The organism is Urechidicola vernalis (assembly GCF_031846385.1).
Taxonomy (GTDB): Bacteria; Bacteroidota; Bacteroidia; order Flavobacteriales; family Flavobacteriaceae; genus Urechidicola; species Urechidicola vernalis.
Genome location: NZ_JAVRHV010000003.1, coordinates 269,996 through 285,366, shown reverse-complemented (window position 1 = coordinate 285,366; position 15,371 = coordinate 269,996). Strand labels below are relative to the sequence as shown.

The following is a 15,371-nucleotide window of genomic DNA, read 5'->3' as shown; positions in this document are numbered from 1 at the left end:
AAATTCCGCTAGCCATCTCATATGCAACAAATATTCAAGTTTATTGAAAAATACAGGTACTTCCTACTTTTTTTGTTGCTAGAAATTGTTGCGCTTTTTTTTACAATAAACCATCATTCTTATCATAAAAGTAAGTTTATTAATTCGGCTAATTTTGTTACCGGTGGCATCTACAAAAGAATTAGTTCAATAAACGAATTCTTTAGTTTAAAAAAAGAAAACAGCCGGCTAGTAGAAGAAAATATTCGGTTAAAGAACCTTTTAGAACTGACCCCTTATAAAATTGATTCTTCATTTACTGAAAGTATTGACACTTCTTTTTATTATCAAAAATTTAAGTTTACATCTGCAAAAATTACAAATAACAGCTATAAGAGCAGAAACAACTTTCTAACAATTAACAAAGGAACCATTAATGGGATTACTCCAGAGATGGCCGTAGTAAATAGCCATGGAATTATAGGTGTCACTCACAATGTATCTAAACACAATGCTACTGTTATTTCCATTTTAAATAACTACTCACAAATAAATGTAAAGTTGAAAAATAATGATCATTTTGGCTCTCTAACTTGGAATGGCAAAGACTATAAAACTGTTCAATTACTAGATTTACCAAGGCAAGCGCAATTAAAAGTAGGAGACACAATAATTACTGGAGGAAAGTCAGCTATTTTTCCAGAAGGAATTTTAGTAGGAACCATCAAAGATGTTAAAATTAACAACAACACTTTCGAGCCAATTGACATCGCCTTATTCAATGACATGAGTTCCATAAAAAACATCAACATTATTACAAATTTAGAAAAACAAGAAATTAAAGAATTGGAAGCCAGAAATAATGAATGATTTTATAAAAAATATAATTTGGCTTTTTCTATTGGTACTGCTACAAGTATTAATATTTAACAACATCAATCTGTTTGGGTATACCAACCCTCTAATCTACGTTGTATTTGTCTTTTATTATCCCCTTAAAAAAGAAAAAGGTGCCTTTTTATTTCTCAGTTTTCTCTTAGGTTTGTTTATTGATTTTTTCTCGAACTCTGGAGGAATTCACGCTGCAGCAACTTTATTCATTGCATTTATTAGACTACCCCTGCTAACGTCAATTTTAAATAAAACGGATTTCGATTATCATCTATTTAATATTAGAAGTATTTCATTTTTTAAAGCCTTTTCGTTTATTTCTATCCAGGTTTTAATTCACCATTTAATCGTTTTTAGTTTAGATTATTTCAGTTTTAGTGATTTCGGAAAAATAATTTCCAAAACGCTTACAACATCTGGATTAACTATCGTTTTAATTTTAATAGGAATCGTATTATTTACTAAAAAGAAATAAAGTGCAAAAAGGAGCATTACTCTATATTTCGGTAATTCTAGTCGGCGTTATATTTATAGGCCGTCTTTTTTATTTACAAGTATTAGACAATCCTTACCAAACTTCTCCCTTAAATAATGCTTCTATCAAAAGAATTTACGACTATCCTGAAAGGGGCTATATATACGATAGAAACCTTGAATTATTAGTTGCTAATGAGCAAGCCTATGACGTTATGGTAATTCCAAAAGAAGTTAAACCATTAGACACTATAGAATTTTGTTCTCTTTTAAAAATTGACAAAGCGACATTCCTTAAACAATTCAATAAAGCAAAAAAGTATTCTACTTGGCTACCACATGTATTTATAGGACAAGTTTCTAAGGAAGATTACGGTCCATTACAAGAGAAACTTCACAAATATAAAGGCTTTTATATTCAAAAAAGGTCCATTAGAAAATACCCGATGAAAACTGCAGCGAATATTGTTGGCTATTTAAGTGAGGTAAATGAAAACAAAATTAAAGACAATCCATACTACCAACAAGGAGAATTGATTGGACATATGGGAGTTGAGCGAGTTTACGAGAACACCTTAAGAGGTGAAAAGGGCGTAAAACGAATTCAAAAGGACAGATTTAACAGAGAAATTGGATCTTACAAAGAAGGACTTTACGATTCACTGTCTTCTCCTGGTAAAGACTTAACGCTTTCGCTAGATGCGGTTCTTCAACAATATGGAGATCAATTAATGACAAATAAGCGAGGTGGAATCGTTGCGATTGAACCTTCAAGTGGCGAAATTCTTGCTCTTGTTAGCGCTCCCACTTACGATCCAAATAAAATGGTAGGAAGAATTAGATCTAAAAATTCTTCAATTTTCTTTGGAGATACCATTAGCAAGCCAATGTACGATAGAGGATTACAGGCTCAATATCCTCCAGGCTCTCCATTTAAAATCATTACAGGACTTATTGGCTTGCAAGAAGGCGTAATAGACGAAAATACAATGGTTACCTGTAATCATGGTTTTCGATATGGACCAAGAAATAAAATGGGTTGTCATCCACATGCAAGTAAGGTTAAATTGAACTTTGGAATTTACACCTCGTGTAACGCCTATTTTGCTAGTACATATTTAAAAATTCTAAATAAATATGACAAGGTTCAAGATGGAATGGATGCCTGGAGCGAGCATTCTAAGAGTTTTGGATTGGGTAATTTTCTAGGCTATGACTTACCAAGTGGACAGAAAGGTTTAATTCCGGATGGTGATTATTATGACAGATGGTACCCCTCTAAAAGATGGGCATCAACTTACACAATTTCAAATGCTATTGGACAGGGAGAAGTTATAACTACACCTATTCAATTGGCAAATATGACGGCCGCAATTGCAAATAGAGGTTATTATTACACACCCCATATTGTTAAAAATATTGAAGGACAAGAATTAGATAAAAAATTCACTACAAAACATGTCACTACCATAGATAAAGAACATTTTGAACCAATAATTGAAGGTTTATCCGATGTTTTTAATCATCCCGATGGAACGGCCTACGCATCTAGAGTTAGTGACATAGAAATATGTGGAAAAACTGGAACAGCTGAAAATTTTGCAAATATAAACGGTGAAAGAACTCAATTAACAGATCATTCTATTTTTATCGCGTTTGCACCAAAGGATGATCCGAAAATTGCGATTGCCGTATTTGTTGAAAATGGCTATTGGGGTTCTCGTTGGGCGGGACCAATTGCAACTTTAATGATTGAAAAGTATTTAAAAGGCGACACAAACAGAAAATATTTGGAGGAAAGAATGTTTAATGGAAGTCTTCAGGAAGAATATAACAGTCAACTAGATAGTTTATACCGTGCAGAGGGAAAAAAATAACATATTTAAAGGAGTCGACTTTTGGTTAGTTATCATTTATGCCGCTTTGGTATTTATTGGCTGGCTTAATATTTATGCTGCATCAACTTCAGAAATTCATACAGAAATTTTAGATTTTTCCTCGAGATACGGTAAACAATTAATTTGGATTGGACTTACCATTCCTATTATAACTATTGTTTTATTCATAGAAACCCGCTTTTATGAGCGCTTTTCATCTCTTTTTTACCTCGCCGCAATTCTTTCCTTGTTAGGTTTGTTTCTTTTTGGAAAAAATATCAATGGAGCAAAATCGTGGTATGCTATTGGTAGTTTTACATTGCAGCCAACTGAATTTGCAAAAGCTTTTACCGCCCTTGCAGTTGCAAAACTTTTAAGCGACAATGCTTTTACCTTTAAACCGTTTAAAAACCATATCAAAGCCCTATTTATAATTTTATTTCCAGCATTTTTAATAACGCTGCAACCCGATCCTGGTTCAGGTTTGGTATACCTAGCGTTTCTTTTTGTTTTTTATAGAGAAGGACTTCCTGCTTACTATTTTGTATTGGGTATAATTGCCATTGCCTTGTTTCTACTAACCATAAAATTCGGTTATTACGCATCTATTCCAATAATGATTTATGTCTGTGTAATTCTATTTTTAGCCTTTATTGCATATACAGCTACTTATAAAAAGAACTACCTAAAACATCACTGGATTCAACTCACTGGCCTTTTATTTATCACCTGTCTTTATATATTAAGTATCAACCCAATCTTTAATAATGTATTTGAGCAAAGACATAGGGATCGTTTTAATATTGTATTAGGAAAAACAACTGATACCCAACAAACGGGTTACAATACAGACCAGTCAATAAAAACAATTGCTTCTGGGGGTTTTTTTGGTAAGGGCTATTTAGAAGGAGATCGTACTCAGGGAAAATTTGTTCCAGAACAAGATACAGATTATATATTTAGTACCGTAGGAGAAGAATGGGGATTTGTAGGTGGCGTTCTAGTTATCGTTCTCTTCGTTATCTTCATTTTAAGGATATTGAAGATCGCAGAGCGCCAAAAAACAACCTTTAGTCGGGTATATGGCTATAGTATTGCCGCCATTTTCTTTTTCCACTTTTTAGTAAATATTGGAATGGTAATCGGTATACTACCAACTATTGGAATACCCCTGCCCTTTTTTAGTTATGGCGGATCATCTCTTTGGGGATTCACCTTGCTTCTTTTCGTATTTATTAGACTCGACGCCAATAGAGCGTATGAATGGTAAACTGTGGTTTTTCTTTACTCCAAACTATTAGACACAAAAAAAACCGTTCAAAAAATTGAACGGTTTTTAAATTCCTTTAAGAAGTTTCTTATAACGCTGCTACCTGCTTCGTTAATTTAGACTTTAAGTTCCCTGCTTTGTTCTTGTGGATAACATTGTTCTTCGCCAATTTATCCAACATTGCAGCTACTTTTGGCAATAATGCCTCAGCCTCTTTCTTGTCAGTTGTAGCACGTAAGTCTCTAACTGCGTTACGAGTTGTTTTGTGCTGATACTTATTTCTCAACTGCTTAACTCGGTTACTTCTAATTCTCTTTAATGCTGACTTGTGATTTGCCATTTCAATTAATTTGTTTAAAAAACTTGTAGTCCGTAGGGGAATCGAACCCCTGTTACCAGGATGAAAACCTGGCGTCCTAACCCCTAGACGAACGGACCATTATTTATTTCTTTTCCTTAGCGGTTGCAAATATACAACCTTTTTTAAAATCGCAAAGTTTTTTTTTATTTTTTTTAATATGCTTTTGCAAAAAGAACTCTTCTGTCAGATTTCTTACCTGAAAACACACATATACCCTCTTCTATAACCGTATCATTAGGGATACATCTTATTGTTGCCTTCGTTAAATCTTTTATTTTTTCTTCGGTTTCTATAGTTCCATCCCAATGCGCAGATACAAATCCTCCTTTACTTTCTAAGACCTCCTTAAACTCATCAAATGAATTTACTTCTGAAATATGGTTTTCTCTATAATCTAACGCCTTGTTAAATAAATCATCTTGCATTTGCTTTAAATTCGATGCTACAAAATCTACTGTTTCATCAATTGCAATTGTCTGCTTTTCTAAAGTATCCCTTCTAGCAATCTCCAACGTTCCATTTTCTAAATCTCTAGGCCCCATCGCAATTCTCAATGGAACTCCCTTTAATTCATATTCTGCAAATTTCCATCCAGGCTTATGCGTATCTCTCTTATCATACTTCACAGAAATACCTTTTGCTCTAAGCTCTTTAGTAAGTTCGTTTACCTTTTCTGTAATCGCATCTAATTGTTCATCTTTTCTGTAAATAGGAACAATTACAACTTGTATAGGAGCCAAATTAGGAGGTAATACCAATCCTTTATCATCTGAATGTGTCATTACCAATGCACCCATTAATCGAGTAGATACTCCCCAAGAGGTAGCCCATACATGTTCTCTCTTTCCTTCCTTAGATGTAAACTGAACGTCAAATGCTTTTGCAAAATTTTGACCTAAAAAGTGTGAAGTTCCAGCTTGTAACGCTTTTCCATCCTGCATTAACGCCTCAATAGTATAGGTTTCTAATGCCCCTGCAAAACGTTCGCTTTCAGATTTAGAACCTTTTATAACTGGCATTGCCATGAATTTCTCTGCAAAGGTTGCATACACCTCTTGCATTTGTTTAGACTCTTCAATTGCTTCCACTTCAGTAGCATGCGCAGTATGCCCTTCTTGCCATAAAAACTCAGCCGTTCTTAAAAACAACCGTGTTCTCATTTCCCAACGGACCACATTTGCCCATTGATTAACAAGAATCGGTAAATCTCTATAAGACTCAATCCATTTTCTGTAAGTATCCCAAATAATTGTTTCTGAAGTAGGACGAACAATTAACTCTTCCTCTAACTTCGCTTTTTCATCAACTACAACTTTTCCGTCTTCATCGTTTTTCAACCTATAATGAGTTACAACTGCACATTCTTTGGCAAATCCATCAACGTGACTCGCTTCTTTAGAAAAGTAGGACTTTGGAATAAAAATTGGAAAATATGCGTTTTCATGTCCTGTTTCTTTAAACATCCTATCCAACTCAGCCTGCATTTTTTCCCAAATAGCATAACCATAAGGCTTTATAACCATACATCCTCTCACTCCTGAGTTTTCTGCAAGATCGGCCTTTACAACCAATTCATTATACCATTTAGAATAGTCTTCTTCTCTCGTTGTCAATTTCTTACTCATCCCTTAAAAGTTTGGCACAAATATTGTGTTAATGATAATATTATTATAATTTCGACAAAACTACTTATTTTTAGTAGTTCGACATAAAAAAACTCTATGATTATGAAAGTTTTTTACAATATTAAATTCAAAAATCACGGACTTGGACTCCTCCTAGTTTCATCTCTCATACTTGTTTCTTGTGGATCTTATGAAAGTGTTTACAATGATTTAGACGGAATTTACACTACCCAGAATGCCGATGTTATTGTTTTAGAAACAAGGCAACCAACTGAAGCCGAGATCTATTTTGCTCAAAAAGTTGAAGAATATGGAGCAATGGAAGATGGAGATTTAATTACAGATGTCGACGATTTATATTATGATGATCAATATGCTGTTGCAGATAGTACCGGCACACAATACGTGTATGTAGAATCAAATGCGCCATGGGGTTATTCTTCCGATGTTCAAATAAGTTTTAGTTTTGGAGTTGGAATGGGCTATGGTTATTATGGAGGTTTCTATGGTGGTTATTATGGAGGTTATTATCCACCATACTGGGGAGGTTATCCACCGTATTGGGGAGGATACCCACCATATTGGGGAGGATACCCGCCTTATTGGGGTGGTTACCCACCTTACTATGGAGGCTACCCACCGTATTATAGGCCATACGATTCTTATGGTAGAAGAGACTCTTATAATACAGGAGGAAATTACGGCAGAAGAAATGTAGCTAACAATACAAATTCAACTAGAAATGCTGTAGCATCTAACGGCAGAAGGACTGGAACAAGCGCTAGAACCAGATCTGTTTCTGATATTTTAAACGGTACAAATAGTAACAGACGTGTTGCATCCACATCAAACACCAGAACTTCTAAATTAAGTTCTTCCAAAGGCAGAACTGTATCTGGATCAAACAATAGAGCGGCTGGAACTAGAACAGCAAACTCTTCGTCTAGAAGCATTGTAAGAAACTCTAATAGCAGGCCTTCTAACTCGAAAAGAATTATTTCTAATCCACATAGATCACCAAGCAATTCTAACAGAGTAGCTAGCGCTTCAAGAAGTTACTCTAGTAGACCTTCTAGTTATTCATCGAACAGAGGCACGAGCTCAAGAGTTATAAGAAATAGTAGTTCTAATTCTTCTTCCTCAAGAGCAACCTATAGTAGACCTTCAACAACAAGTCGAAGTTCTTCAACAAGAACTAGTTCTTCTTCAAGGTCTTCTTCGAGCAGTAGAAGTACTAGTACTAGATCATCAAGTTCCTCAAGCAGGTCATCTGGCGTTTCATCTGGAAGAGCTGGTGGAGGCCGAAGAAATAACTAAGTACAATCCTGATTTAAAACTTATTAAAAATGAAAAAAATATTTTTCTATACGGTATTACTATGCTCAATTTCTAGTTTTTCACAGTCGATGGGATACAACGATCTAGGTGCATTATTCACAAGTGACGATAATTATGGAACCGCTCGATTTCGAGGAATGAGTGGTGCTTTTGGAGCCTTAGGTGGAGACTTAAGCGCTATAACTATTAATCCGGCTGGAGCAGCTATTTTTCTAAATAGTGAAGTTTCTACCTCTATGAGTTTTAGAAACGAATCCATTAACTCTAATTACTATGGAACCAATACAAAAGTGACCAGAGACTTTACTAATTTCTCCCAAATTGGGGGTGTATTCGTTTTTAATACTGGACAATCGAATTGGAGTAAAACATCTTTCGCATTCAATTACAATACTCAAAAAGATTTCAAAAGTAGGTGGGCCGCTAATGGAAATAGTAACTATCCTACATTTATATATGATGAGTTCGATAATTTATATCTGTTTTCTGATGGTCAGTATTTTGATAATTACACAGATGGAAGAAACGATAAATACACTTTTTCATTTGCATCTCAATATTCTGACAAACTCTATATCGGAGCATCATTTATAACAAATGATATTCGTTTTTATCAGTCGATTTATTTAGAAGAAGACAACCACGATGATGATGGAAATCGATTATTAGGACAACTTTCCGAAGACCTTTCTACCTGGGGAACAGGCTATTCTTTTAATATTGGAATTATTTCTAAACCAAATCAAAATATTCGCTTAGGGCTGTCATATCAATCACCAACTTGGTATAATTTAATCGAGGAATTTTATTCTGAAGGAAACTTAAATGGATTCGATTATTCTATGAGGTCTCCAAGCAAAACAACAGCAAGTTTTGCCTATATTTTTAACCAAAGTGGATTGATCAGTTTGGATTATGCTTATAAAAATTATAGCGGAATAGAACTGAGTCCTAACTACGACTTTAGTGAAGAAAACAGAATTTTTGACACCGATTTTAGAGGAACTTCAGAACTACGTCTTGGCACAGAATGGAGATTTAAACAATTAAGTGCAAGAGGTGGATTTCATTATCAACAAAACCCTTACAATGGAGCACCGTCATCATTTGACACAAACGGCTTTTCAGTTGGCCTTGGATATAACTTTGGTTTTGTAAAATTAGATTTTGCATATGAAGACGCAAACTATTCTAGCACATATGATTTTTACCCACAGTATGACGAGGTTGACGCGGCCTACTTAACAAATGACAATTCTAAATTCATCGCAACAATCGTTTTTAGTATCTAAATAATTGTTTAATAAAACTTCTCACCTCCAAGGTAACTTTATGGTGGTGTTTTATTTTCTTAAAAGACTAAAATGCCCTTTTCTATTTTTTATTTCACCGTTAGTATCAATTAGTTGAACTGAGAACCAATAATCGTCCGATGGGAGTTTAACTCCATTGTAATAGCCATCCCAGCCTTCTCCTAAGGGATCCACATTTGCTAATATCTTTCCAAATCTATCATAGATATAGATTAATGAAGTTGGATAAAAATCTTGACTCACACCTAAAATGGTCCAAGTATCGTTATGTCCGTCATTATTTGGAGTGAAAAATTTAGAAAATCCAATTACGGATACTTCTAACATAGCTAATCCACAACCGTTCTTATCTCGCACATAAATGGTGTGCAGACCGGGCATAACTTGTTCAAATAATGATTGATCTTGAAAAGGCCCTAATTCATCATCTAGAGCAAATTCATAATCACCTAATCCTAAATTGTTATTTTCATTATTTATGGTAATTGTGTTATTGGATGAATCATCTGTAATGGTGACATCATCGTGGTCTAAAATTGCAATATCCGATTCTATCACTGTTACAGTTTTTGGAAACGATTCACAATTCAATCCAGAAGTAGCAATAACGGTATATACACCTCCTACTGAAACTTCAACTGTTGCCTCTGTACTAATAACTTGGTTATTCTCATCAGTCCACTCATACGTATAAACATCTTTAGGATTAAAGGCTTCTAATATTATTGGCGGTAAGTTTAAACAAACTACGGCTTCTGAAATCACTTCAAATTCTGGGCGTTCATATACAATTAATTCTAAGAAAGGACCTACTCCAAAGCAAGCGCCATTGTCATTGCTTTCTACACGGACATATAAAGTTTGGTTTAAAGGAGCCTCACTCATATAATCGCTTTGAGAAACAATTTCATTCTGTTCTAACTGTGCATCGTTTTGGTTTGTATAATAATGCACCGAAAGATTTTGTCCGGATGGGAACTGAGCAATCATATCAGATGAAGCTTGAGTAAGGTCAAATAAATGCAGTCCATCTATAGTGTCATCATTATCACAAGTTTCTAAAGTATAACTGTACCCAGCAGGGAAAGAAGTTGTTGAAACTTCTAAAGATACTGTACTTACCCTATGACAGCCATCGATAGTTTCTACTCTTGCATAAACCGTTGCAGCTGTGGCATTGTTAAAAGGTGATGGGTTTACAGCATTTGAGCCTGCATCGGCATCTACCATACTTAAATGATAAGTTACTGTCACATCCGTTGCTCCGCCAGTGATATAAGCATTTGCTTCTTCTAAATTGTAATCTGTAAAACCATCTGGATTTCCATCTTCATCACAATTTTTAAATATCATGGTAGGTTGAATTACAGGTAATTCAAAGACCTCAATTGTAAAGGAGGTGTCCGAATAACAAGAACTTTCTAAATTGTTTGCCATACGAACATATATTGTTTGCCCGCCAACTACGGTATTTTGAAAATTAATCGGATCCAAAATTTCACTTGTAGGGTCATAATTAGAGGCCGTAAAATAAGTCAAGGTAAACTCCGAAGCCGCTTGTCCATTTAAAATATCTATAGACCTTTCCGTTAAATCAAATACAATAATACCATCGGTGTCAGTTCCTACAGAAGTATTATCACAATAAGCAACAGGCGTAATTGACGTGTTATCTAATGGGAAAGCAGCGTTATAGACTTCTAAGCCAAAAGAAGTCGTGTCGTAACAACTAGGATGTAGAGTGTTTTCAACTCTAACAAAAATTGTTGTAAAACCATTTTCATGTGGACTTATAATCGGATTCAAATTTAAATCGGCGTCATTTTGAGAAGCATGATAGGTAATAACCATACCAGGTTCTGTATTTATAAGCGCATTTTGTGATGTTAAATCAAATGACATAGTGCCATTATTATCATCATCACATAAAATCATATTGGCAGGTTGAGTTGCAATTGGTGTATCAAAAATTTCCAATTCTAACGGTTTTACCCCAAAACATCCCCCAACAAAAGACTCCATTCGAACCCAAATAGTTTGTGGATTACTAATATTCTGATAATTACCAATAATTGAATTTATAGAGTTAATGGCATCATTTTCGGTTAAATAATATGAAACTGAAACTCCTGCCCTACCATTTTTAATTGAAGTATCATTTAAAGTCAAATCAAAGTCCCAAACACCATCGTTATCAATATCACATACATTCACTTTTTGCGTAACAAAATCTATCTCCCCTTTAATCGAAATTTCAAAATCACTTACAGCAAAACACTGAGTAACTGTACTCTCTATACGAGCATAAATAATTTGAGGGTCTGAAATATTTGCGTAAGCACTAGGAGAACTTATTGCGTTATTTCCAGTTTGTGCGTCATTGTTATTTGCAAAGTATTTCACATCAACATTCGACTGATTACTTATTAGTTTAATTGAGTTTGAAGTTAGATCAAATAATGTTGAATTATCTAGCACTCCATCTGAATCACATTCTTCCAAATCATATGTGGTCCCAATAGTTGGAGGCGTAGCCACCGGAGGAGCATTAAAAGTTGCACTACCAGTCCAATCAATTTTAAAATTACTAGAGCCAATAGGTCTATCAATTACCAAAAAATAACTTTCACCGGCGTTAACATTTAACCAATTCACAAAACTGTTTCCATCAGCACCCGGCCCTTCAGATGTATCGAAATCACTAGATCGCATTCCCGTTAAATTATTTCCTTGGTTTGCCGCGCTTGGATTAGTTGTAGAACAACGGATGGCTTGTCCTATATTGGAACAACTTGCATTTGGGCCAAAAATAAAAAAATCAAAATCTATATTAATATCTGTATTTGTGGTTCCGTTCGTATTTGTAGGTGTAATTTCAAAGCCCAAAGTACCTCCTGAATTGATTTTTAGAGATAACCACAGGCTATTATTTTCTTGACTCGAACATGTATTTGAACCTGCCAATTCTTGAATCCCTACTCCAGTTGCACTTAAATCTTCATAATTGCTATTACCACAAACAACAATAGCATCAACACAATTATTCTGTGAAAAACTAATCCATGACGCAAATAGCATCAAAAAGAGAAGATTCTTTTTCATTAAACAGTTAGCAATTTTAATTTGAACAAATATATCAAAATCCTTAGCCATAGATTTAGTATTTTTGCCAAAAATTTAAATATCAATGCAAAGCATTTCCGTTTCTATTCAGGCAACTAGCAACTCATCCATTATAAAATTTGCACACACGGGGCAAATCACAAATGGTAGTTACGAATACAATAATATTGATGACGCAAAAAATTCAACTTTAGCGCAAGAACTATTTCATCTTCCTTTTGTAAAAAAAGTTTTTATAAGTGCTAATTTTGTAGCAATTGAAAAGTTTGATATTGTTTCATGGAATGATGTTCAAGAAGAAGTTAGAGAACAATTAGAGAAATATTTAAATGATGGGAAATCTTTAATTAATTCAACATCAAAATCTCCGTCTAAAACAGGAATTGAAATTTATGCGGAAACAACACCTAACCCTTCAGTTATGAAGTTTGTAGCCAATAAAATGATTGTTTCACAAACGTTTGAATTCAAGAACATCGATGAAGCCAAGGACTCTCCGATCTCAGTAGAATTATTCAAATTTCCATTTGTAAAAGAGGTTTTTATTTCTGAAAATTATATTTCAATTACGAAATATGAAATGGCAGAATGGTCAGAAATTGGACAAGAAATAAGAGGCTTTCTTAGAGAATATATTACCAAAGGAAAAATCATAATTTCAGAAAAAGCAGCTCCTATTGCCGAGAAAATTAGCAAATCTAACGCTGGTAATTACGATGAGATCTCACTACAAATCATTAGCATTTTAGATGAATATGTAAAACCAGCCGTTGCTTCAGACGGAGGTAACATTCAATTCGCTTCTTACGAAGAAGACTCTAAAACCGTAAACGTAATTTTACAAGGTGCTTGTAGCGGATGCCCATCTTCAACAATTACATTAAAAAACGGAATTGAAACGATGTTAAAGCAAATGATTCCGAATAAAATTGAAAACGTAATTGCCATTAATGGTTAGCAATATGTCAGAAAACATAACTCCATACAAAGATTCCGATTTAGGAAAGAAAGAGCAGGTTGCCCAAATGTTCGACAATATTTCGGAAAACTATGACGGCCTTAACCGTATGATTTCGTTTGGAATAGATGTAAAATGGCGTAAAAAAGTAGTTGCAATTGTAAAGAATGGAAATCCAGAAACCATTTTAGACATTGCTACCGGAACAGGTGATTTAGCTATAAATTTTGCAAAAAACACGAAAGCAACCTCCATAACCGGTTTAGACATTTCAGAAGGAATGTTAAATGTAGGTAAAGAGAAGATTGCAAAAGAAGGTCTTTCAGACAAAATTGAAATGGTTTTAGGTGACTCTGAAAATCTTCCCTTTAAAGACAATACATTTGATGCTATTTCAGTTGCTTTTGGGGTTCGAAATTTTGAAAACCTTAAAGTTGGGTTAGCAGAAATTTTAAGAGTATTAAAACCAGGCGGAACGTTTATCGTTTTAGAAACTTCATTACCTTCTAAAAGCCCTTACAAAGAATTTTACAATTTCCATAGTAAAACAGTTATGCCATTAATGGGTAAACTCTTTTCTAAAGAAGGTTCAGCATATACCTATTTATCGGAATCTGCATCTAAATTCCCATATGGAGCTACATTTAACAATATTTTAAAAGAAATTGGGTTTATAGATGTAGAAAATAAACCACAGACTTTTGGTGTAGCGACCATTTATACAGCTACAAAATAATATGAATAAAGTATCAACCCTTATTTTTGGTGTTCTTTTTTTGCTTTCTTATCAACTTAGAGCGCAAAAAGAAGTAATAGAATATCAAACGGGTTTTGATGCTAAAACTATTCATTTTGGTTATTATTTAGGGTTAAATAAAAAAGGTTTCAAAATAAATTACACCCAACCCAACACCTTTGTAGAAGTTCAATCTAGTCTTGGTTTTAATATTGGAATTATTGGAGGTTGGAAAATAAATGACTTTGTTACATTAAGACTTGAACCGGGACTTTCCAGCAACACCAAGGAACTTGCTTTTACAAACATAAAAGGTGGAGCACGAGATAGTATTAGAAAATTAGGAGGTACTTATTTAAGAGTTCCATTATTAGTAAAACTAAATACAAAACGTTTAGGAAATATGCGACCATACGTTGTTGGAGGCGCTTCTTATGATTATAATTTCTCAAGTAATGAGAACCATCCTGACGACAATTTTAGTGGAGAGTTTAGAATGAAAACTCACAACTTCTCTTACGAGATTGGACTAGGGGTTGACCTTTATTTATATTGGTTCATATTCTCTCCATCTATTAGAGGAGTCTTTGCTATAAACAACGAATTAAAGCCTGATCATACACCAAATAGCCCTTGGACTGAACCTATAGATTATTTCGGAACTCGAGGAGTATTCTTGAATTTAGCTTTCCACTAACTCCTTTTAAATTCACTAAGCAATATTGCCGTTGCGGTTGCAACATTTAAACTTTCGGTAAGTTGAGTTTTTCCAAATTTTGGAATGGCAATTTTATTTGTAATTAATTCAGACACTTCCGAACTTATACCGTTTGCTTCATTACCCATTACCAAAATCCCATTTTCTGGTAAAGACGCTTTATATACATTTTCTCCATTCATCATTGCCGCATAGATCGGTAAATTCGAATATTTAATAAACTGCTTTATATCTGTATAAATTATCGACACACGAGACAAAGATCCCATAGTAGATTGCACCACTTTAGAGTTGTAACAATCTACTGTGTTTTCTGAACAGATCAATTGTTCCACACCAAACCAATCACATAAACGAATAATCGTTCCCAAATTCCCTGGATCATTTATCTCATCCAAAACAATTGAAAATTTTTCCAGGTCTTGTTTTTTAGGTTTTGGAATTTTGAAAATTCCTAAAACTTCATTCGGAGAATTCAAATTACTTATTTTTTTTAATTCAACAGCAGAAATCACCTCTACAATTTCACTATCCAACTGATTTGAAAAATTTTCCGTACAAAATAATTTTTCGAGCGAAAAATGAGAATTCAAAAACTCATTTACACCTTTTACACCTTCAACAATAAACAAGTTATTCTTAGTTCGGTACTTTTTTTGATGTAAACTTTTTATTAATTTTATTTGGTTTTTGGATAACATATTAAAG

13 protein-coding genes and 1 tRNA gene are annotated in these 15,371 nt (G+C 34.1%); 9 read left to right on the top strand and 5 right to left on the bottom strand.

The genetic code is table 11. From position 1 onward, the window contains the following. Positions 1–21: 21 nt before the first annotated feature. The 4 genes from mreC to rodA are packed head-to-tail and all read left to right on the top strand — an operon-like array spanning position 22 to position 4,491. On the top strand, positions 22–849 hold the full coding sequence (mreC, locus tag RM519_RS08395) for a rod shape-determining protein MreC (protein ID WP_311593252.1): 828 nt from the start codon (positions 22–24) through the stop codon (positions 847–849). Further along, complete coding sequence (mreD, locus tag RM519_RS08390; RefSeq protein WP_311593251.1) at positions 842–1,345, top strand: rod shape-determining protein MreD; 504 nt, start codon at positions 842–844, stop codon at positions 1,343–1,345. The genes mreC and mreD overlap by 8 nt, the downstream gene beginning before the upstream one ends. A 1-nt stretch (position 1,346) precedes the next feature. Beyond that, the gene (gene mrdA / locus RM519_RS08385) at positions 1,347–3,221 is read left to right on the top strand and encodes a penicillin-binding protein 2 (RefSeq protein ID WP_311593250.1); all 1,875 of its coding nucleotides are present in this window, start codon (positions 1,347–1,349) and stop codon (positions 3,219–3,221) included. After that, positions 3,202–4,491 carry a rod shape-determining protein RodA gene (gene rodA / locus RM519_RS08380; RefSeq protein ID WP_311593249.1) on the top strand — a complete coding sequence of 430 codons (1,290 nt, stop codon included), beginning with the start codon at positions 3,202–3,204 and terminating at the stop codon, positions 4,489–4,491. Before mrdA ends, rodA begins: the two co-directional genes overlap by 20 nt. 88 nt (positions 4,492–4,579) lie before the next feature. On the opposite strand, the gene rpsT is transcribed toward rodA, so the two are convergent. From rpsT to proS, 3 genes are all read right to left on the bottom strand, one after another. Continuing rightward, positions 4,580–4,831 carry a 30S ribosomal protein S20 gene (rpsT, locus tag RM519_RS08375; protein ID WP_311593248.1) on the bottom strand — a complete coding sequence of 84 codons (252 nt, stop codon included), beginning with the start codon at positions 4,829–4,831 and terminating at the stop codon, positions 4,580–4,582. A gap of 26 nt (positions 4,832–4,857) precedes the next feature. Then, positions 4,858–4,929, bottom strand: a tRNA-Glu gene (locus tag RM519_RS08370). Positions 4,930–5,004: 75 nt separating this feature from the next. Then, positions 5,005–6,477 carry a proline--tRNA ligase gene (gene proS / locus RM519_RS08365; protein ID WP_311593247.1) on the bottom strand — a complete coding sequence of 491 codons (1,473 nt, stop codon included), beginning with the start codon at positions 6,475–6,477 and terminating at the stop codon, positions 5,005–5,007. A gap of 102 nt (positions 6,478–6,579) precedes the next feature. On the opposite strand from proS, the gene RM519_RS08360 reads away from it, so the two are divergent. Both RM519_RS08360 and RM519_RS08355 read left to right on the top strand, forming a co-directional pair. Further along, positions 6,580–7,794, top strand: coding sequence for a hypothetical protein (locus tag RM519_RS08360; RefSeq protein WP_311593246.1), 1,215 nt, complete (start codon positions 6,580–6,582; stop codon positions 7,792–7,794). A gap of 29 nt (positions 7,795–7,823) precedes the next feature. Then, positions 7,824–9,107, top strand: coding sequence for an OmpP1/FadL family transporter (locus RM519_RS08355; protein ID WP_311593244.1), 1,284 nt, complete (start codon positions 7,824–7,826; stop codon positions 9,105–9,107). 51 nt (positions 9,108–9,158) lie between these two features. Here RM519_RS08355 and RM519_RS08350 read toward each other — a convergent pair whose 3' ends face one another. Further along, positions 9,159–12,281, bottom strand: a complete 3,123-nt coding sequence (locus RM519_RS08350) for a T9SS type B sorting domain-containing protein (RefSeq protein WP_311593243.1) — start codon at positions 12,279–12,281, stop codon at positions 9,159–9,161. Positions 12,282–12,315: 34 nt separating this feature from the next. Here RM519_RS08350 and RM519_RS08345 point away from each other — a divergent pair, with 34 nt between their 5' ends. Genes RM519_RS08345 through porT form a run of 3 tightly spaced genes read left to right on the top strand, consistent with a single transcriptional unit; the run spans position 12,316 to position 14,642 of the window. Beyond that, positions 12,316–13,209: a NifU family protein gene (locus RM519_RS08345; RefSeq protein WP_311593242.1), complete on the top strand. Its 894-nt coding sequence runs from the start codon at positions 12,316–12,318 to the stop codon at positions 13,207–13,209. Positions 13,210–13,213: 4 nt separating this feature from the next. Then, positions 13,214–13,945 (top strand): bifunctional demethylmenaquinone methyltransferase/2-methoxy-6-polyprenyl-1,4-benzoquinol methylase UbiE, encoded by a 732-nt coding sequence (gene ubiE, locus RM519_RS08340; RefSeq protein ID WP_311593241.1) that lies wholly within the window; start codon positions 13,214–13,216, stop codon positions 13,943–13,945. A gap of 1 nt (position 13,946) precedes the next feature. Continuing rightward, positions 13,947–14,642, top strand: a complete 696-nt coding sequence (gene porT, locus RM519_RS08335) for a type IX secretion/gliding motility protein PorT/SprT (protein ID WP_311593240.1) — start codon at positions 13,947–13,949, stop codon at positions 14,640–14,642. Here the strand turns inward: porT and RM519_RS08330 are convergent. Next, positions 14,639–15,364: a TrmH family RNA methyltransferase gene (locus RM519_RS08330; protein ID WP_311593239.1), complete on the bottom strand. Its 726-nt coding sequence runs from the start codon at positions 15,362–15,364 to the stop codon at positions 14,639–14,641. The two genes, porT and RM519_RS08330, sit on opposite strands and share 4 nt — an antisense overlap. Between the last annotated feature and the right edge of the window lie 7 nt (positions 15,365–15,371).

What these genes read in the sequence shown, in the direction of transcription:
- RM519_RS08350 (WP_311593243.1), bottom strand. Translation starts at nt 12,281, where the DNA reads ATGGCTAAGGATTTTGATATATTTGTTCAAATTAAAATTGCTAACTGT.
- rpsT (WP_311593248.1), bottom strand. Translation starts at nt 4,831, where the DNA reads ATGGCAAATCACAAGTCAGCATTAAAGAGAATTAGAAGTAACCGAGTT.
- RM519_RS08345 (WP_311593242.1), top strand. Translation starts at nt 12,316, where the DNA reads ATGCAAAGCATTTCCGTTTCTATTCAGGCAACTAGCAACTCATCCATT.
- mreC (WP_311593252.1), top strand. Translation starts at nt 22, where the DNA reads ATGCAACAAATATTCAAGTTTATTGAAAAATACAGGTACTTCCTACTT.
- ubiE (WP_311593241.1), top strand. Translation starts at nt 13,214, where the DNA reads ATGTCAGAAAACATAACTCCATACAAAGATTCCGATTTAGGAAAGAAA.
- RM519_RS08360 (WP_311593246.1), top strand. Translation starts at nt 6,580, where the DNA reads ATGAAAGTTTTTTACAATATTAAATTCAAAAATCACGGACTTGGACTC.
- porT (WP_311593240.1), top strand. Translation starts at nt 13,947, where the DNA reads ATGAATAAAGTATCAACCCTTATTTTTGGTGTTCTTTTTTTGCTTTCT.
- RM519_RS08355 (WP_311593244.1), top strand. Translation starts at nt 7,824, where the DNA reads ATGAAAAAAATATTTTTCTATACGGTATTACTATGCTCAATTTCTAGT.
- proS (WP_311593247.1), bottom strand. Translation starts at nt 6,477, where the DNA reads ATGAGTAAGAAATTGACAACGAGAGAAGAAGACTATTCTAAATGGTAT.
- mreD (WP_311593251.1), top strand. Translation starts at nt 842, where the DNA reads ATGAATGATTTTATAAAAAATATAATTTGGCTTTTTCTATTGGTACTG.
- RM519_RS08330 (WP_311593239.1), bottom strand. Translation starts at nt 15,364, where the DNA reads ATGTTATCCAAAAACCAAATAAAATTAATAAAAAGTTTACATCAAAAA.